Genomic DNA, 19,185 nt, shown 5'->3' with positions numbered 1-19,185 from the left:
TTTCTCCCATAGACCGCTTGTATTAACTATTTTAACAATGCCTCTAATTTCTCCATCCCCTGCTGAATCTCCACTTCCAACTTTGCCAAATTAGCCAGGATGTCTTGAGGTGCGCGGTGTTCTACCTCTTCATGCACCACTTCCTTATAACGATTCAAACTGAGGTCATACCCCTGAGCCGCAATATCAGCCTTCGGTACACAAAAACTCTGAGCTGTGCGGAGTCGCTCTCGTTCCGTAGTATTCCGCGATCGCCAACGACTCAACACATCCAGCAGGTTATTCTTAGTATGTTCCTCTGTTGTTAACTGGGCAGCCGGTACAACACCTAATTTATCTTCAGAAAGCAATCGAGCGAATCATGCTAATCGCTGGTAAAGTTCAGCATTTTTTCGCAGTACATAACTAGCGGCTTGCTTCAACTCACTTTTTGGGTAGTTTAACAAATCTTCTAGAGAGACAGATAACAATTCTTCAGTCGAGATACCCAACTTTGGCGCTAATGACTGCAATTTTTGCAGTTGCTACTCTGCAATATTAATTGTTATAGCAGCCATATTTCCTTTTCCTAGCTAGTCTTTGTCTAACATTATTATCTGGCATTTACCCCTCATCAGCCATCAAAGCTTATACTGTGAGCTTCTTTTTCTTTTTCAGTAACCCCTATTTAATCCACGTTCCTTAGTAATAAAGCAATGAGTAATTAGCAAGATTATTCTTGAACTGCAACTATTCGTTAAAGTGAATTTTTTAAATGTAAAGGAATTTGAAGAGTAACATAATTTTATCCAGTGAATAATTATAAATGCCAGCGAATTAATTAACCATCAATTCAATCATGGCTAGACGAATTGAGTTATTTTCTAGGAAAATAGGCGCGATCGCAGTAAAATTACCAATGGTGTGGTTACAGAGAAAAAAACAAGCAGCTTATTAGAAATAACTTTCATTTGATCAACGTTAATGGAGATGTTATGGAACCTGCTCTTCCCCTTGCTGGCTTAAACATCCTCGTAGTTGATGATGATGAGGATAGCCGCTTTTACATTACTACCGTGTTGGAAACTGATGGAGCTACCGTCATGGCAGTTGCATCGGCAGAGCTAGCATTGAAAGTACTACCTGAGTTGCAAGCAGATGTATTGATTTCTGATATTGCTATGCCTGGTGAAGATGGCTACACCCTCATCCGCAAGATCAGGGCTCTGAAGCCTGATATTTGGGGAAAACTTCCCGCGATCGCCTTGACTGCATACAGCGATAGCGAGTATCGTAGCCTTGCCCTGGAAGCAGGCTTTCAGACTCATGTGGCTAAACCAGTTGATCCAGGAGAACTAGTTGCGATCGTCGCAAATTTGGTTAGGACTTACGCACAAGTTACGGAATAACTATTTAGCTTCAGTTTCAAAGCTAATTTGCTCAGACTTATATCCTGGTGGCTCAACATGAATTAAAATTCTGACTGGACGAAACCGTTCTTCTAATCGTCTTTCTACTTCTTCGGTGAGGTGGTGGGCGGTTTCTACGTCTGCTGCATCGACTATTAAATGCATTTCAATGAACACTTGACGACCAAGAACACCGCGAGAGGCAATATCATGACAGTTAATTACACCTGGAACAGAAGTAGCGATCGCATGTATTGCTTCTGGTGCGATCGCCATGTGATCCACAAGCCAAGGCAAATTCTCTTTTAAAACTGACCAACCACTCCAAAATACCAACAAAGCGACAGGAAAAGCTAAGACTATATCCATCCATTGATAACCTAGCCAAACTCCTATCAAACCGGCAATTACAGAGATTGTCACCCAAATATCGCTCATGGTATGTGTCGCGTCAGCAATGAGAATTGAGCTACCTACCCGCCTACCTACACGACGTTCGTAAAAGGCAACAAAAATATTCACGCCCAGCACAATTAGTAATAACCACAACTCCGGTGGTGATATGATCACAGGTTCACCACCACCTTTGAGAATTCGTTCGATTGCTCCTCGCAGAATTTCAAAACAGGCTATTCCTAAAAATGAGGCAATTCCTAAAGCTCCGACTGCTTCAAATTTGTGATGTCCGTACGGATGCTCGCGATCGGGTTGTGGAGAAGAAAATTTACTCGCAATTAATCCTAAAACGTTGTTGGCGCTATCTGTCACACTATGCAAAGCATCTGCTAGCAAACTCAAAGAACCTGTCCAGTAGCCCACAAGTGCTTTCAATCCCATTACAAACAGGTTGAGCAATAGGGTAATAATTAAAACCTTTCGCACTTCGGCGCGGTTATCGTAAGTCATAGATAATTTCTCACATCAAGTTCTATGACTTCTAATGTATAACTCCAAACACAAATAAATACAAAGAAAATGTATCAAACTCTTACGCTGTAAGGATTAATTCTCTTGATAATCTTTTAAATTAGCGGAATCTATTAAGACTCTTTCTTATAGCGGCTGCCATAATGGTTAGGACAATTCTGCTATGGATAGCTGTGACAGCCGCTCTCTTAGGGTTTGCGAATGTCCTAAGCTGTCTGTCTACTGCTATAACTAAAATACGCTACAAGCTTTATAGTTATTAGTAATAGCTTTGCTTTTAAGAGCGGATCTTTCCCGTTAAGAGGATGTTTAAAAAGTGTACGGTTGTATCGAGATCCCTGACGAGGGGTTAGTGTAATTCAAAGAAAAAGAAGATTCCCAATATATTTTGAGTTATTATCAAAACTGGGTAGTAGCAATTTTGATGAACAGAAAAGGATTTTATCTCAACTCTTTCTAATTGTTAATAATTGTAATCTATGTCTATTAGGAAACCGATAATTTTGTTCAGTCAACCTAGCCTTTCGTCTCGCCTCGTCAGATATTCAGGATTTTTTCAATAGTTAATGTTATCACTAGCAACCCAAAATTTTATTTATGCTATTCTTCTTAAATACCAGTTAGCCCTCGCACATAATTTACAATAGCAAAAAGCTTTACATAGTAAGGTTTTCAAATATTTATTGCTAATATATTTTTACAGTTTTATTCATCTTATTTATTTTTTTGAGATAAAGGGAGCGGTAGAACCTAAGTTATCTCCAAAACTATGCTTCAAACTAAAGTCTTCATTACTCGTCGTCTACCCATTGAATTAGAGCAACTGCGATCGCTCGCCACTGTGGAAGTTTGGCCAGAACGCCAACCCCCTCCCCACAAAATTTTACTAGAAAAAGTCAAGGAAATAGATGGATTGCTCTGCCTGCTCACTGACCAAATTGATCGGCAATTGATAGAGTCTGGAAAACTCAAAGTCATCAGTCAAATGGCGGTGGGTTACGATAACATTGACATTGCCGCCGCTACAGCACGGCAGATTCCTGTCGGTTATACTCCTGGTGTATTAACCGATGCTACCGCAGATTTTACCTGGGCACTATTAATGGCAGCAGCACGGCGAGTAGTGGAGGCAGATCGGTTTACTCGTGCAGGTTTATGGCAGACTTGGGAACCAGACTTGTTATTGGGACCGAATGTTACGGGTGCTACCTTAGGCATTGTTGGTTTTGGGCGGATTGGTCAAGCGATTGCTCGTCGTGCTAAAGGCTTTGAAATGCGGATTTTGTATACGAGTCGGCAACGATGCCAGCCAGAATTAGAACAATCTCTAGGTGTGGAGTTTTATCCGTTAGAACACTTACTGGAAGAGTCCGACTTTGTGACACTGCATACACCATCTGCTGATGATACTTATCATCTTATTAGCGATTACCAATTTGAGTTGATGAAGCAATCGGCTATTTTGATCAATACAGCACGAGGAACTATTGTAGATCCAGATTCTCTGTATCGTGCCCTTGCAAATGGTGAAATCGCCGGTGCAGCTGTGGATGTTACAGAACCAGAACCGCTCCCCAGCGATAGCCCATTGTTGACCTTAGATAATCTGATTATTGCACCTCATATCGGCAGTGCCAGCCGTCAAACGCGCTTAAAAATGGCAACAATGGCGATCGCTAACTTAATTGCAGGATTGACAGGTGATCATTTGGCTGATTGTGTTAATCCTGAAGTTTACAATTTTTAAGGGACTTCCAAATAAAAAAATATCCAATTATTTATTGTGGGGTGGGCGTCTCGCCCGCCCAGCAACCAAAGGCGGGCAAGACTTCGGCGTGAGCGCTACTTCTCTACGAGAGGCTGCGCCAACGACAACGCTCAGTACAAGTCAGTCGAACGCTGCCCACCCCACAAGTAGTAGTAATTTATTTCTTGGAAATCCCTAATTTAGCGATACCTTCAGTGAGCTTCGCTAACGCAGAACTTTTAAGCCAGCAGCGAGGAACACAATTTGTCTTCGAGTTCGATTTCGTGTTCTTGGGTGGCGACAATCGCCTGAGTGATGACGCGCTGGCTGTCAAAACCGACTGCGTGTAATTGCAACCACTGTTGAGCTTCATTGCCTTCGCGGAGGATTTTGTGCAAAGGAGAAAGGAAACAGCTAAAGCCTTGTTGTTTAGTGATCGCCCAAACATCTTGGTACATTTGGGAAATCCAATCTCTGGCTAAGATGCTTCTGCCATCTTGCCAATGCCTCAAATGAGCATCAAGACTACCAACAGCAGCAGCAGCTTCATTCTCAGCAGTCAGGGTGACGAGTTCTTCAGCAGAGAAGGTACTTTGAGTTAACGTATCGATACTAGGATTTTCGATTATTTGCAATAAACGCGCTTCTAATAAGGCACTAATCGCTAGCAAGGCAATGGGATCTGTGACTAAATCACAAATTCGCAATTCTAGGCGATTCAAGTCATAGGGACGGCGATCGCCATTTGGGCGCACTGATGCCCACAAATGGCGTATATTTTGCATTGTTCCAGCAGCCAGTTGATTTTCCACCCATTGAATATGATCAGCGTGGCTGGCAAATAACGGCACATGGCTAGGCGTTTGCGGAAAGAGTCCCCAACGGGTGGAGTGATACCCAGTAGTTTTGCCATCTAGGAAGGGAGATGAGGCGCTGAGGGCGAGAAATAGAGGTGCTTCCATACGGATCACCCGACACGCTCGCATTAATACTTCTGGATCGCTGATGCCGACATTAATATGTACACTAGCGGTAACTACTTTCGTTCCGTAAGTGTTCTCAATGTAGTCATGATAGGGGTTTGCTGGATCTGAACGCAGAAAGCGATCGCTCCCACCCAAAGATAAAGTACTCCCCGGTATCAAAGTGTAATTGCCCAAGCGATTGAGATAGTTTCGCAACTCTCGCCGGGGACGCAGCAAAGCACACAATAAATTATCGTAATTAGGGGATGGTTGGGTTATATATTCGACGTTGCGGCTATCTGGCTCCCGCATAAATCCATCCAAATCTGCAACAATTTTGTCGGAGAGACCGACGATTTCACCTTGAGGCGTGCCAGTGTATATCTCTATTTCAAAGCCTTTTAATAAAACCACCTTGTTCTCCTCGGCTCTCTCTGCCTATAAATTGTATCCAATAAGACGAATTTCTGTATCTATCTTTAAGTCAATCAAAGGTTAAGAATCATTTTATTGCCAACTCACACAAAATCAGGACGACAGATTTCTGGGCTGTCTTCCGAAAAATCATTACTATTGAACTATGAAAAATATTCTAATATGTCTTGGTCACGGGACACAATAAAATCATTGGGTGAATCACTCTCTTGGGCAATATTGAGACGTAGAAACTGCGCCCATACTTGATCACTCAGTAAGTTTAAAGCCGTTTGAGGATTATTATTAGCGATCGCGCGGATAACTTTACGCCATCCCTGCTGTAATGACTCAATAAAAGCCTCTTCAATAGAAACTTGACTCAGTAACAAAAGTCCCGTTTTAAAACTTGCTGAATCAGCTTGTATATTCTTGGACTTTAACCCCTGAAGTGCCACATTTAACCATACAGGCAGAAGTTCCAGCCAGTTATTTTGCTGTATTTTTTGGAGTGCAATATCTTCCATACGTAGCGCACTCCACACAGATAAAGACTCTAGAGCCAGTTTATAATCGCGGTTTTCTAAAGCATTCTCCCATAATTTTTGAGCGTGATTTTGGAAGCGATTAGCGAGAAATTCATAAGCTTCCTGAACTTGATGGGGAATTGTAACTTTATAAACTGACTCGCCTCTTGGTAGGTAGTCACCGCGATAAGATAGCCAGTTATGAGATCCACAAAGATGGATTTGCTGATCAACTATTACTTCTTTGACATGGGAATCACCCAGCCAAAGAACCTGTACACATGGTAAACCATCAGGTGTTTTTATCGCTCGAAGTTTTTTCTCTAGTTCTGGTGGAATTGGTTTATCTTCATCTTCTTCTCGCCGCGCAATTCCATGTCCAATCAAAATCCAAACTCCGCGATTAGCTAATTTCTGTAACAGAGTTAGAAATTTTTCATTTACAACTGCCTGATTCACCCAAGGAGAATAAATGAGAACCTGATTTTTAGCCGAATTTAAAACTTCTGAAAAAGCTTGGCTAATTTGTCCATCGCGTAACTGTATAGCTTCACCTCCCACTGTAGAATTATCTACTTTCTCACCAGCTTTTGTAGCATTTTCTAGCGCTTTCTGGCGAATATTTTCGACTCTAGCTTCTATTTCAGTATTTTTTTGCTTGAGAATGGCTTCACGTTCAAAATTGATGGTTTCAGTTGACAATTTACATAATGCTTGCAAAGAAATTTTGCCTTCAGCATGTAGCAGTTCTAAACAATTTGATGCTGACTCTAAAATTTGCTTTCCATTTCTGATTTGAATACTTAATTTATCTTCAAGGGCATCGAAGATAACGAAAAGCGATATCTTTCTCCCAATTTTTTGAGTCGAAGCTAATATTTTAGAGGAAGTAACGATTTTTCCATCTTCTGGTACATGAAGTGCTAAACCTGAAGCTTGAATACTTTTTTGTATTTCTTCAAGTGAGAAGGAAGCAATATCAGCAATTGTATTATCTATAGTTATAAAGTCTGCCAAATCAGGCAAATTTATCACTGTCTCGTTTAAGGATTCAGATTGAAAGGTGATTTTGTCGCTTAAAGGGTCGATAATAGCATTAATTTGTATAGGATATGGGGGCTGTGGTACAAACCCTTTTTCATAAAATGAACGTCCTTCAGAAGTGACTGTAATTGGCGATGTTGCTGATATAGTTTGTAATGACCGAAGAGTTGCAGTAGTAGTTTGGATAAATATAGAATCAAGCCCAAGTACAGAGGCTAATTCATCCTCTGTTGGCGGAGGTTTAAATTCAATAGCAGCACGGATGATAAATTCTTCGAGTATGTTAAACTGGCGGGGTTCTTTGATATTTATTTCTACAGGAGTTTGACGCAAACTATAACGGAATTGACGCGCTGCTAAAACTGATAAACTAGAACTTTGCGCTTCTATTTCGTCTACCAAATTTTTGAGATTGTCATCAATAGGTTTAGATGAAGAGGCGATAAACATCAATGAAACCTCCATGTATACGCACGATTTGAATGTAGTTCTGTATTTGTGCTGTTAATCTCTTGAGTAACTTCCTCTAATGTTTATGTTAGTCTGGCTTTTGATGGGTCTCTTCTTGAGATATTATTGAGTTTTGCCACTTTTCAGCACGACTTCCAAATGCTGTTATGTCATGCTCTGGAGTTGCAATAGTTGCAGCCTCAATATTTGACCGGCTTCTTGCGTTTAGGCAAGTCTAGAACCGAGATATATCTAGTATCAGCTAATACATCCATGATGTTTATATGTTTGCATACATATTCATTTTAATAACATTATTTTAGTTTGTAAATGCTCCGATACAGTTCCTCAAAAGCGAAACTTTACGATAAAAAGTGTCGGCTTTTCAAATTGGTAATTTGCTCAGTATTTGGCCTCAATTTCATTTCCCAAATTTTTGAAATTGTCATCAATTGGTTTAGCATAAATCGCCAGTTATTTGTGAAGCGCCTGCTGAAAAGTCTTGATAGCATTAACATGATTCACCATATTAATGCAGCGTAACAACAAATCCAGATCGATCCCTTTAACCTCTTCACTACTAGAAACCCTTTCATAGTGAAGTGCGTTGCCTTCTTTTTGCAGGTGATAAACTTCTAACACTCCATCTTCCCAAAACCACACTTCTGGAATCAACAGCCGCTTGTATGCCTCCAGTTTGTTGATACCGCCACTGGTAAACACCACCTCGATCGCCAAATCGGGACGCACTCGACCAGGGGCAAGTTTATAAGATTCATCCGCCTCTCGCTTGACAGCACCCGATTCACTTTCTAAGGTCATTGACCCAGTTGGAGTAAAGTCAAACTCTGCGATGAGCAGATAAAGTTCTAACAATGCGGCAATTCTCTTCTTAACAGTTTCGTGGGGTTCTCCAGGCATTCTTCGGATCTCCAAAACACCATCCAGGAAAGACAGCCGATATCCTGGACGGTCTAATAACTGCTCAACTGCTTTGAATTCTCTCCAAGTCAGTCTTTCAAACAAAAGGGGTGATTCTTTTGTGGGTGTAGCGTAGACGCTTTGCGGTGAGGGGGTCGCAGTCTTGGCGGTTTCCGTCGATTGCGATCCCCCGAACCCGAAGGGCTTGTCGTCAGACATCGCTGCTGGGGTCATAAAAGTCTCCAGTCTGTTTCTAAATGAGAAATAATCAGTTTTGGAGGGCAGTTTGTTAATTGTAACTTCTTTCTAGGAGCTTAAAAATTATTTTTTCTCACCTTTTTATATTTGCTGTTTCTCACCTAAGCCTTTAATTAACAACAAAACCACTTTTCAAATAATTCGAGTATCTATCTTGCTATGATTTGGATCATGGTGAAGCATTTAGCATAAATTTTTACCACTCATAACTTTTCAAACACTCTCTTATACACTAAGACAACATTGCAGGTAATTTGCTAAAAGAAATCACATATTTCTCTCCAATATTGCGTTTCAATATCTTAATCGCCGCTTCATGATATTCCTGCCCACCACTAGAAGCACAGCCATCTGATACTACGAACGTCTCAAATCCAGCATCAAAGAGTCCTAAAGCTGTAGCCATCACACAAGCGTCTGTATCAACTCCACACACTGCGACTGTAGTAATAGCATTATTTTGCAGTGCTTGGAGCAGGGCAGATGACATCACAAAAGAAGTAGGAGCATGAGCATGAGAAAAAAGAAAGCGGGAATGGAGCAAGGGAGGTGAAATTGGAGAATATAAAGGCTTATCAAACGTTTTGCTGACAACCGGAATTAAGGTTTTAGAAAGCTCTGTTTCCTCTCCAGAAACCATATCGTTCCAGTTGAGTTGACGTGAAAAGTTAGGATTCCGGTTAAAAAAGCGAGTTGCCCAAACCTGATGAAACTTACTAGCATTATTAACTACCTTTGGCACAACCGCTTCACATTCAGGTGTGATCAAAAAGCCATTTTGTAAATCTACCGCTAACAAAATCCCTTTACGTTGACTTAATGAAGTAGACTTGTCATCAATAGGTTTAGCTGAAGAGGCGAGAAACATCAACGAAACCTCCATGAAGACTTACAATATTTGAAACTTCGGAATACATACTTCCAACTTTACCTGATTGATGGGTAAACAAATTATGACAACCCACAATTATCAAGAGTTCTTGAGCGCGAGAAAATGCAACATTTACCCGTTCTGGCTTCTTTGCAAATCCCACATCTCCTTTACTATTGTTGCGAACCATACTAACAATTACAACTGGTCTTTCCATACCTTGAAATCGGTCTACTGTACCAGTACGAATTTCTAGTGAAGGGAAAAGTTCAGATTGCAGGCGCTCATCGATTTTTCTTAATTGAGCGCCATAAAATGTAATTACGGCAATTTCTTTTTTTGGTTCACCATTAGCAACTCTAGAAGCCCAAATATTCTCGAACTGCTGACATAGACGTTCTATCGCATCAATTTCTTGAGCATTAAAGTAAGAAGTTCCATTTCGTTGCTCTAAAAACTGATTTTCGATAGGCGTTTTTACCCAGATAAGATGTTGAGATTCTTGGATGATTTCGCCTGCTAAATGATGTGCGCGTTTTGTATCCGGCTCCAAAATACCAGATTCTAATTTACCGTCATAAAATTGATTGATTGCTCCCATAATAAATGGGTGCATTCGATATTGTGTAGTTAGCATTTGTTTGATGCTTTCATCAGCAGATTCAAACTGACTTTTAAATAGTGATTCTTCTAAGAATTGTAATTCTTCTCGTGTATTACCAATTGTTTGAGCAACTTCTTCTAAAGTGCTAGTATCAAGCATGGGTGGTAATTGTCGATGATCACCTACCATGACTAATTTTTTACCTTTCAAGGCTGGAATTAGTAACTCTGGTGGAGTACACTTACTAACTTCATCAATGATCACGACATCAAAGGATTTGAATTCTTCCGAAAAACCTCTATTTGCAGCTTGAACACAGGTGATACCGACGACGTTGGCATTGTCTAAATATATACGCCTTAAATCGTCGCGGTCGCCTTCAGTTGGATTTCTTAATTTTCCGATCCAATCTTGTACAAAAATCTGATATTTCTTGAGATAATTTTCTTCTTTTTGAAGTTCCTGTTGCCAAGATTCAAACTTCATATTAATGCTGCGTAATAACTCTACATTAAACAAGTCAGCAGCAGAATTTTCTGGTTTAAATTTATCCGGTACTCTTTGCCATTCTGTCAACCACCAGTTTCTTTCTTCGATTAATTTTTCTGAGGGTTGTAGTTGTGATTTCTGTTGTATTTCACCGAGATTAACTTGTAATTTCTGAAGCTGTTCTAGGGAAATTTCAGTTTCTTCTTTTAGTTTTAATAAATGCTCATCTAGAGAATTTCTAATCATCTCCAATACAGCAAAAGGTTCTAATGATGAAATTAAGGTTTCAAGTTGACTGATGCAATTTCCCCAAGAATGCACTTGATTTGAGAATTCTTGGGGTTGATCCCAAATATTTGATTGTGTTGTGAGATATTTTTCAACTAGAATGTGTAATTGAGCAGGGATATTTTTTTGATTCAGTTCTTGCAAGATATTAATAACTTGTCCAAGTTGCAAATTAGCATCCTGTTGTGCTTTTTCTACCTCAGCTTGAGTAATAGATATTTCCTGCTGGCTGATTTCATTTTTCTGAAGTTCATTTAATTGTCGTTGTAGATGCTGAAGCTGTTGTTCAGTTTCCGTTTTTACTTTTAAAACGCATTGACGCGCATTTATAAGGATAGTATCGAGCAATTCTTGTGTAAGCTGGGTGAGAGTAGAATCAATGTTATTCCATTCCCATGATGCACCATAGGTTTTTTGCATTCTAATTAAAAAAACCTGGGTGTTCTCAACTAGTAATTTTCGCTGTTTTGTGGTAAGTAGTTGATAATTGTTAAACTGTTGATAAGTTTCATACCATTGGGTGCGTAGGCTTTGCCCACCGTAGGTATCGCTCTTTGATAGCACCATTGGAATCTGACTAAAATTTTGTTGTAAAAAATAGCTAAAATTATGCTGTTTACCCCGCCTATCAGTAAAACTTCCATCTATTTCATAAGCGATCGCTTTTGCCAATAGCTCCCATTCTGGTAAGTTAATATTATAAGTTTTTGGTACTATTGGTAATTTTAATGTATTAGCAAACATCAACAAACCTAGTGGTAAGTCTGCTAAATTTTCTGTTAGTGGTAAACCTGATTGATGACAATCTTTCAAAGTTTGATACAGATGGGAATGTGCTGTAGACTTCCATTCCTTAACTGCTGAAATAATATAATCAATTTCTCGTTTACGGTTTTGCAAAATCTGGATTGTTTGCTGAATATTTTGCAGCTTGGTAAGATATTGCTGATAATCTGGTTGTAGCTGATTTAACGAGGCGAAATTCTGTTTAACAACCTGTACCCGCGCTGCAACTTCTGATATAGCTTGACTTGCATCTTGAGCATGAGTAAAAGCAGTTTTAAATTTAAAAATTTCTGTTGCTACAGTTTCACGCAACCAAACCGCTAAACCAAAAGCACCAACTGTCGGTAGTACCAAGCCAAGTTCTTCAGTATATTTGATGGCTTTACGAACACTTGCTAAAAATTCTTCTACTAAAGTGTTGCCTTCTGTATAGGGCTTAAGAAGTGGCAAAAAATCTGTAACTTCTGGAGATTCCCAATTGATATTTGGTATAGTATTTAGGATGTTTTCTAAACCTGCAATTAGAGATTCAACCTGATTTTGTTTGTCTACAGTTTCGTTGTAAGATTTTTCTTGATTTGTAAAGTTCGTCTCTATTTTTAACTTGTTTTTATAGAATTTATTTTTTTGCTGATTCAATTCTTCCTCGGCTTGGAAGTAGGCTGTGAATCTTGGCAATGATGCCAGTAATTGACTGAAAATTTTGATATTTTCGAGCCGTTGAGTAAGATTGTTTTCGCAGTCATTCGCTGTATTTTCTAGCCATCTGCCAATCACTTGATCTTCTAAAAATGGCTGTCCTTCTTCCCCAACTTTTTCGGCTCTCCCCTTGCGTAGTGCCCGAATCACTGGGTTGTGAACTAATCGACTTAGGGCATTATCTACTGCTAAATTGGCTTGAGAAGCAATTAAAGTGCGTCCACCGCAAAGCGCAATTTGATAGCAAATCTCGGCAATTACGGTAGTTTTACCAGTACCCGGTGGCCCTTGGATGAGAACAAGATCCTTAGCGGCAAGTACCTTTTCTACTGCTGCTTTCTGGCCAGGATTAGCAGAAGATAACAACAAATCTTGTGGTTTAAGTTCGATAGTTGTTTTGATTTGTCTAGCCTGAGAAGCATCAAATAAAAAGTTGCCCAAGTAGGGATTCTGGGTATAACCATTATTCAAATCATCTAAAGCTTTTTTCTTGCGCTGAATCTGCTGAATATCACCAACTGCCTCAAAACATAAAAATCCGGTAGCTGGTAATTGATAACGTTCTGCTGCCATGTGTTCAGCTAAATCGCGTTCTAGTCTGAGACTAATAATACAACGGTTGGGGTCAACATCTTCAACAGTCCCAAGTTGGCGGCCATTAATCCAATTTTTTCCGATGGGAGCAGTTTCAAAAAGTTTCAAATCTTCGTTTTTTGTCCGTCTTGCTCGTTCCCAGAAATTGTCCACATCGAGGGAATTTTGATAAAAGCCGTCAAGTGTGGCTGAAGTTACATCAATTTCAAAACTGATTCGCCTTTTAAAGTTATAGTTATGACTTAGATAACGCACGCAAAATTGACGCGCTTTAGCAATTTTTTCCTCAATTTGCAAAAACGCTTTCCAAGCTTTAAGCTGATCTTCTGTAGGCACATGATCGCCACAAACTGGCGCGGCGGCGATGCGTTTCAATGTCGCCGGCGAAATGTCGAGATGATGCTGATGATTTGATAGCAAACGTAAGCGACAAGGCACAGCATAACTATCAGCGTGTCCCCGTGAGGGTTGTAACAACTGAGCCGATAGTATTTTTAAGCCGCCACGTCCATCTTTTTGTACAGCCGCTCTAAATCCTAATGTTTTTCTGAGCTTCTCAAGTCTTGCGGGTAATTGAAAATCATCGCTGTCTGTTGCGATTGTCAAATCCCAAATTTCTTCTCTTGACTCTTTCCCTGCACCTTTGCGACGCACATAAAATAGAGAAGGCTTTTTACCAACACATTCATACATTAACTCATTGGCACGATCGCGCCGCTCCCTAAATTCGGGATATGATTTCAGGGCAGTTTCACCTTCCAGATGGCGGATAAAACTATCAATTGCTGAAGCTATAAACATATAGCCCCAATCTTCAGAGGTTGTTTTAATTTTCGAGGATTTTGCTGTTAGTTTATTTGCCGCTACACGAATGCTTTCAGCCTCGGATTCTGAGATGGTGCTGTTATGGCTTTTGACTGCAATTTTGAGCTGTTCGCAAATTGCTAATAGCTTCTTGCTATCCAAATTCAATTCTTTTGCTAGTTCGTAGATTCTGAGTTTGACTTTGTTCATCCACTATTACCCTTTTCCGTATTAGCCCTACCGTACTGAACGTTTTACGGATTCAAAAATACTTTTTGTAATCGCAAAAAGTATCAAGATTATCAAACCGTAAAAAAAGGCATTTAATAAAAATGCCCCAAGATTTAGACTAATAAAATCCTCTTCACCAATTCTCCCCCAGCCATCTACAGGTGAGCCAGCATTGTCGTCATGTATTATTGGGAATGGGAACCCAGCTGTTAAGGATTCACCACCCATACACGCATTTGGAGGACATGGTTCCCTGAAGCAGGATTGCTTACAACCAGGAGGATTATGATACCACAGCGATAAAATAGCTAACGGAATTCCTAAGAATGTACTCACTATTATTACTTGTATTACTTTTACAAATATTCTCATCTAAGGGACTTCCAAAGAATAGAGGCTGCATCAAAGTTTATGTTGCTGGTAAACTTCACTAGCGGCGCGATGCAGCAGGGAATGCCGCCAGACTAAAGATTTCATATCATCAGCATAACCGCCACCAATAACGCAAGCGACGGGATAACCGCTATTCATACAGGTACTTAAAACCTGCATTTCCCGGCGGAAAATACCAGCATCGGTTAAGGCTAATTTGCCCAAGCGATCGCCTATATGAGGATCAACACCTGCATCATAAAATACTAAATCCGGCTTGACTTTAGACAATAAATCTGCTAGGTAATTCGCTAAAGTTTGTAAATAAGCGTCATCTTCCATTCCCACTGGTAAAGGAACATCCAAATCGCTGTTTTGTTTAGTACCGGGGAAATTGACTTCGCAGTGCATGGAGAAAGTAAAAACACTCTCATCGTCTTGGAAGATAAAAGCGGTGCCGTCTCCTTGATGGACATCCAAATCTACAATCAAGATTTTTTGGACAAGTCCGAGTTTTTGTAAAACGCGACAGGCGATCGCTAAATCGTTGAAAATACAAAAACCAGACCCATAACTAGGAAAGGCATGATGAGTTCCACCAGCTGTATTACAAGCTAAACCCTGACTTAATGCCAGTTTAGCAGTGAGTATTGTACCACCTACCGCTACACAAGTGCGATTCGCTAATGCTGGACTCCAAGGCAAACCAATGCGACGCTGTGCTTTAGCATCTAGGGTTCCTTCACAATAAGCTTGAACATAGTTTGGGGTGTGGACTAACTCTATCAATTCTCGTGGGGGACATTCGGGAGTGTGAAATTGTTCTGTTTGCGCCACGTCGTCAGCTAACAGCAATTCATACAGTTGTCGGAACTTAGACATCGGGAAGCGATGCCCATCAGGTACGGGAGCAATGTAATCTGGGTGGTAAATAATTGGCAAGTCCATAAGGAAAGAAAATCTCAAGCAATCCGACAATTAACCAGCTAAAATTTAGCCATAATCACACCAAAAATGCTGCTCTCTTAAATCTAAAACTCCAAATTTAAAATTCAGTGACGTTAGTCTTAGCCAAATTGACTGCCGGTTTTGTTAATTTATTTATTCGCAGAGCAGAAGGGATTCCCACATCAATAATTTCTAACCTTGCTAAGACTATTATTTTAATTTTGGTAACATTAATCATATTGCAAACGGTGGGTGTTGAAATTACACCGATCATCAGAACTTTAGGTATTGGTGGTATAGCAGTTGGTTTGGCACTTCAAGACATACTTGCAAATTTATTTTCTGGTTTTTACTTAATTATTTCTAACCAAGTTAGAACCTGAGTATATGCAAGATAATTAAACCAATTCGCAATCCGCAATTACGTTTTGTGACGGGGATTTAGACCCCCACACAAAACGCGCTGCCATTCTTAGGCAGGGGAATTAAACTGAACATACTTTGTTCATAAAGCCCTGGCGACTGGAAGTCACGGCTACACAGGCAAAACCCTTGATTTTCTCTTAGTCCACCTTCGTGGACTACCCTTCTCCTGACGGAGACGCTACGCGAACGGGTTCTCCAAAGGAGTACGTTTGTATAGCCGCGATTTCTAATCGCCAGGGCTATGTGCAAGATGTGAGCTAACTTAGATTGTTAATGCTCGCTTTTCTAATGGTAGTTCAAAGCGATCGCCTGGTTTCGGCTCAAGCACCCGCGTCGAAAGATTGTTTTTTTCTAATAGCGAACGAAATTCTTCAGCACTTCCTTTACTCTGAAGGAGTTTCGTGATCAATCCTTCAAACACTACATCCCCTCCAGCTGCTGTAGGTAATATTACTTGAGGTTGTAGCCACTTTACCACTTCCAAAGCGCTATTTCCTCCTTTAATAAAAGACCCAAGCAAAGGCAGCGTTAAGTCAACAAATGGTGTAATCACCACATCAACTGGTGCAACCTGCTTAAGTTGCGTTGAATGATACCCATGAGGCTCGTAGTATACAGTTAAACTACTCTCCAATTCTTTCAGGAGATAACTATTTTCTACCAGAGTCGGACCAACGGGTGAACCGGGGAAAGCCTTGATTTCAACTTGATTATTTAAAGTGAAAGTTTCCCCATGAGCCAGAGTTGTTACTTGGCTGTAACCTAACTGCTGTACTACTTTGGCTGCATTGGGAGAAGCTACAACTTTGATGCTGTGATCAAGTAATTTGAGCGTTTGTGGGTGAGCGTGATCTTCTAAACCCTGAGATAGCAGAATCAAATCAATATTATCTGGTATTGGACGATTTTGCGATCGCAAACCTTTAAATAGCCAATCCAAATTGCTGAAAATCAAAGAACCAACCAGCCAAGGGTCAATTAATATTCGTTTCCCGCCGATTTCCAGTAACCAACTATTGCTGTCTAACCAAGTTAAGAACATAAACTTATATGAAGATAACGCCTACCTTCATTATCAAGCGTATACAGCCACAGTAGCCACAGCTTCGGAACAGCTTGTATTAAAATATGCGAGACCTCTCTTTTAGTGTCATATAGTGAAGTATTTTATTACGTACATTTTGCATTACTGAGGGATAAGGAAGGTGAGATAGATAGTTGTTATTACTGTTGTTATATAAAATACTGCGTGAAAAACTGAAAGAATATCTAGTGTATGGAGAGTAGAAATGCCCGGAACACCGAAGCCACCCAAGCCACCCAAGCCACCCAAGCCACCGAAACCAAGCACAAGAGTCCAAGGTTATCGCAAAAATGATGGGGCTTACATTAGCTCTTATCGTAGAAAAAGTATTTGATCAATAGCTTTTTTTGCTTCATTTAAAGCTACTTCATATCCTCAATACTGTTTACCATTTGATATGAAGTTTGTCGTTTTGTCTCCGATTTGCCATGCTTCAAATTTCCAATAAGTTTCACCTGATAACTTGTCTACTGGGGTTTGTTCGATTTGAATTTCAAAGCCGTTATATTTTTCGCGTTGATTACCGGACATGGTTTTATCTCCGTTAAAGTGAAATTTTAACATTCACTAATAGCTATCTTCACCTGGATGTCGGGAAATGACACTTTAACGATATTTACCTTAAACCAGAATACAAAAGGACTTGAGGCGTTTTCAACAAGTCATCTGTTTATAGCGATCGCACTTCGCCACCAATGCAAAACCCCGTAGCTATAAGAAGCGCTACGGGGTCACAAAGACAATTTTGGGATTGGGGAGGTATACGAACTACAAATTTACCACTGTAATTTTTTTCTAAAATGGCTCTGGAATAGTTTCATCATTCGCTTCCATATCAGCTACTACATCTTTTACCAAGTCTGTAAGACCTTCGAGTGCTGTATTACGATTTTTATCCAGAAAAGATAGACTAGGAAATTCAGCGCACAATCCTACAAATTCTTCATCTTCGCTTGACCAAGTAACTTTATAGGTGTAGTGGTCGTAGTTAACCATCTTTCGTTTCCTCAAATTCTTCAATCGCTTCTAATTTTTCAATTGCTATAAAATGCAAAACTTTATCCTATCTCTAGCTTCCCTCTCCTTTATAAGGAGAGGGATTGAGGGTGAGGTAAGCCAGGGAAATAAATTGTAAGTTATTTAATTCCTATTCCTTAACGAACCGCATTCTCTGCGAGAGGCTTCCGCCAACGGGCGGCGTCTGGTTAGAGAAGGACGCAAAGGAAGAAATAGGCGATGCGATCGCAGTAGATCATAAACTAGCGATCGCATCGGCAACTAGTTTAGAAACAAAGGGTAAAATAGCCTGACTCTTAGCATGCACTTTACCTTCAGTAAATACCACTAAAAGGTAAGGGCGCTGATTTGGTATTTCAATATACGCAGCATCATGGCGAACTTGACTTGTCCAACCTGCCTTTGACCAAATTTGAGCATTTTCAGTCAGTCCACCACCTAAAAAACCTGTAATCTGATTTTCCTCGCCGTCAGAGGACAAATCGTTGAGAGGACGTTTGAGCAAAGCCATCATTGCTTGCGATCGCACACTTGAAACCGCTACTCCACCTACAATACTATGCAGTAACTTAGCGATCGCATTTGTTGTCACCATATTGCGATTTTCCAGTAATTCTCCCACAAACGCCCGTTCTCGTCCATAGGGGCCATCACCCCAAGTTTTTTGACAGACGTTAATCGTCTGCATTTCTTCCCAACCCAAAGTTTGGTAATAACGGTTAACAATATTACGCTGATATTTCCAGGTTTCAAAGGGACTGGTTGGTAATTCTGGCCCGGAAGTGGTGCCACTGAGAATATCCACAACCAAGTTAGTAGCATCATTACTAGAATCTACAATCATATCCCGCAAGGCTCGCTCCAACTCCTTGGAAGTCTGCTGGAGCATACCTTTTTCTAACCATTCGTTTACCGCCACCAGATAAAATAGCTTAACTACACTGGCGGGATAAATCCGCTCAACACCGCGATAAGTAAAACCACGCACTGGATGATCCCAAAAAGCGTTGGGAGTCAGCGCACCACCAGTATTTACTAGCACTGGGGGATCGTAAACAACCCAAGTCAGGGCAATTTGATTACGGGCTAAAGTCGGAAATGCTGCCCAAGTTGCATCTAAAATACCATTACCAAGATTTTCGAGTTGTTCGTCTTTATTAAAAAAAACCATTCTCTAATAATGTCCTTTAATCTAAAATCCCAAATCGTTCGACTGAGCCAAGCCGAAGTCCCAAATCCCAAATCAGAGGAGTATCAGTGTTTAGCTGACGTAAATTTATATGATTCTCCTGAATGTACACGTTTAGCAACTCAAGCCGCCTCTGGGCGAC

The 19,185-nt window shown here is 40.3% G+C and carries 17 protein-coding genes and 3 pseudogenes; 6 read left to right on the top strand and 14 right to left on the bottom strand.

What is annotated here, in order from left to right; all coding sequences use genetic code 11:
• Positions 1 to 26 precede the first annotated feature (26 nt).
• Together ACYTXL_RS32410 and ACYTXL_RS32405 are read right to left on the bottom strand one after the other, a co-directional pair.
• Positions 27 to 350, bottom strand: coding sequence for a hypothetical protein (locus tag ACYTXL_RS32410; protein WP_461928176.1), 324 nt, complete (start codon positions 348 to 350; stop codon positions 27 to 29).
• A gap of 9 nt (positions 351 to 359) precedes the next feature.
• Positions 360 to 512, bottom strand: a complete 153-nt coding sequence (locus ACYTXL_RS32405) for a DNA-binding protein (RefSeq protein ID WP_461928175.1) — start codon at positions 510 to 512, stop codon at positions 360 to 362.
• A gap of 462 nt (positions 513 to 974) precedes the next feature.
• On the opposite strand from ACYTXL_RS32405, the gene ACYTXL_RS32400 reads away from it, so the two are divergent.
• Positions 975 to 1,388 (top strand): response regulator, encoded by a 414-nt coding sequence (locus tag ACYTXL_RS32400; protein ID WP_461928174.1) that lies wholly within the window; start codon positions 975 to 977, stop codon positions 1,386 to 1,388.
• Here the strand turns inward: ACYTXL_RS32400 and cdf31 are convergent, their stop codons facing one another.
• Positions 1,389 to 2,294: a CDF family zinc efflux transporter Cdf31 gene (gene cdf31 / locus ACYTXL_RS32395; RefSeq protein WP_461928173.1), complete on the bottom strand. Its 906-nt coding sequence runs from the start codon at positions 2,292 to 2,294 to the stop codon at positions 1,389 to 1,391.
• A gap of 390 nt (positions 2,295 to 2,684) precedes the next feature.
• Here cdf31 and ACYTXL_RS32390 point away from each other — a divergent pair.
• Positions 2,685 to 2,813: pseudogene (locus ACYTXL_RS32390) on the top strand (IS4 family transposase); the annotation flags it as partial.
• A gap of 271 nt (positions 2,814 to 3,084) precedes the next feature.
• Positions 3,085 to 4,062, top strand: coding sequence for a 2-hydroxyacid dehydrogenase (locus ACYTXL_RS32385; protein ID WP_461928172.1), 978 nt, complete (start codon positions 3,085 to 3,087; stop codon positions 4,060 to 4,062).
• A gap of 239 nt (positions 4,063 to 4,301) precedes the next feature.
• Here ACYTXL_RS32385 and gshA read toward each other — a convergent pair whose 3' ends face one another.
• The 7 genes from gshA to ACYTXL_RS32350 all read right to left on the bottom strand — a co-directional run bounded on the left by gshA (position 4,302) and on the right by ACYTXL_RS32350 (position 15,327).
• Entirely contained in the window at positions 4,302 to 5,441 is a 1,140-nt protein-coding gene (gshA, locus tag ACYTXL_RS32380; RefSeq protein WP_461928171.1) for a glutamate--cysteine ligase, read from the bottom strand.
• 164 nt (positions 5,442 to 5,605) lie between these two features.
• Positions 5,606 to 7,462, bottom strand: a complete 1,857-nt coding sequence (locus ACYTXL_RS32375) for a hypothetical protein (RefSeq protein WP_461928170.1) — start codon at positions 7,460 to 7,462, stop codon at positions 5,606 to 5,608.
• Positions 7,463 to 7,936: 474 nt separating this feature from the next.
• Positions 7,937 to 8,602: a Uma2 family endonuclease gene (locus ACYTXL_RS32370; RefSeq protein WP_461928169.1), complete on the bottom strand. Its 666-nt coding sequence runs from the start codon at positions 8,600 to 8,602 to the stop codon at positions 7,937 to 7,939.
• 271 nt (positions 8,603 to 8,873) lie between these two features.
• Positions 8,874 to 9,509 (bottom strand): cysteine hydrolase family protein, encoded by a 636-nt coding sequence (locus tag ACYTXL_RS32365; RefSeq protein WP_461928168.1) that lies wholly within the window; start codon positions 9,507 to 9,509, stop codon positions 8,874 to 8,876.
• A complete protein-coding gene (locus ACYTXL_RS32360; protein ID WP_461928167.1) occupies positions 9,487 to 13,986 on the bottom strand; it encodes a translation initiation factor IF-2 N-terminal domain-containing protein in 4,500 nt (1,499 codons plus the stop codon). The genes ACYTXL_RS32365 and ACYTXL_RS32360 overlap by 23 nt, the downstream gene beginning before the upstream one ends.
• A 27-nt stretch (positions 13,987 to 14,013) precedes the next feature.
• The gene (locus ACYTXL_RS32355; RefSeq protein ID WP_461928166.1) at positions 14,014 to 14,379 is read right to left on the bottom strand and encodes a hypothetical protein; all 366 of its coding nucleotides are present in this window, start codon (positions 14,377 to 14,379) and stop codon (positions 14,014 to 14,016) included.
• 30 nt (positions 14,380 to 14,409) lie between these two features.
• On the bottom strand, positions 14,410 to 15,327 hold the full coding sequence (locus ACYTXL_RS32350) for a histone deacetylase family protein (RefSeq protein WP_461928165.1): 918 nt from the start codon (positions 15,325 to 15,327) through the stop codon (positions 14,410 to 14,412).
• 104 nt (positions 15,328 to 15,431) lie between these two features.
• Here ACYTXL_RS32350 and ACYTXL_RS32345 point away from each other — a divergent pair.
• Positions 15,432 to 15,707, top strand: a pseudogene (locus ACYTXL_RS32345) (mechanosensitive ion channel family protein); the annotation flags it as partial.
• Between the two features lie 308 nt (positions 15,708 to 16,015).
• On the opposite strand, the gene ACYTXL_RS32340 reads toward ACYTXL_RS32345, so the two are convergent.
• On the bottom strand, positions 16,016 to 16,795 hold the full coding sequence (locus ACYTXL_RS32340) for an MBL fold metallo-hydrolase (RefSeq protein ID WP_461928164.1): 780 nt from the start codon (positions 16,793 to 16,795) through the stop codon (positions 16,016 to 16,018).
• Between the two features lie 247 nt (positions 16,796 to 17,042).
• Between ACYTXL_RS32340 and ACYTXL_RS32335 the strand changes: the two genes are divergently transcribed.
• Positions 17,043 to 17,171: a hypothetical protein gene (locus ACYTXL_RS32335; protein WP_461928163.1), complete on the top strand. Its 129-nt coding sequence runs from the start codon at positions 17,043 to 17,045 to the stop codon at positions 17,169 to 17,171.
• A gap of 41 nt (positions 17,172 to 17,212) precedes the next feature.
• On the opposite strand, the gene ACYTXL_RS32330 is transcribed toward ACYTXL_RS32335, so the two are convergent.
• From ACYTXL_RS32330 to ACYTXL_RS32320, 3 genes are all read right to left on the bottom strand, one after another.
• Positions 17,213 to 17,368, bottom strand: coding sequence for a hypothetical protein (locus ACYTXL_RS32330; protein ID WP_461928162.1), 156 nt, complete (start codon positions 17,366 to 17,368; stop codon positions 17,213 to 17,215).
• Positions 17,369 to 17,632: 264 nt separating this feature from the next.
• Positions 17,633 to 17,833: a hypothetical protein gene (locus ACYTXL_RS32325; RefSeq protein ID WP_461928161.1), complete on the bottom strand. Its 201-nt coding sequence runs from the start codon at positions 17,831 to 17,833 to the stop codon at positions 17,633 to 17,635.
• A 256-nt stretch (positions 17,834 to 18,089) separates the two neighbouring features.
• Complete coding sequence (locus ACYTXL_RS32320; protein WP_461928160.1) at positions 18,090 to 19,025, bottom strand: serine hydrolase; 936 nt, start codon at positions 19,023 to 19,025, stop codon at positions 18,090 to 18,092.
• Positions 19,026 to 19,034: 9 nt separating this feature from the next.
• Here ACYTXL_RS32320 and ACYTXL_RS32315 point away from each other — a divergent pair.
• Positions 19,035 to 19,185: pseudogene (locus tag ACYTXL_RS32315) on the top strand (NlpC/P60 family protein); the annotation flags it as partial.

It is taken from the genome of Nostoc sp. (genome assembly GCF_054880495.1).
The sequence above is the reverse complement of the archived record's forward strand: the minus strand, read 5'-3'. Positions and strand labels throughout refer to the sequence as shown.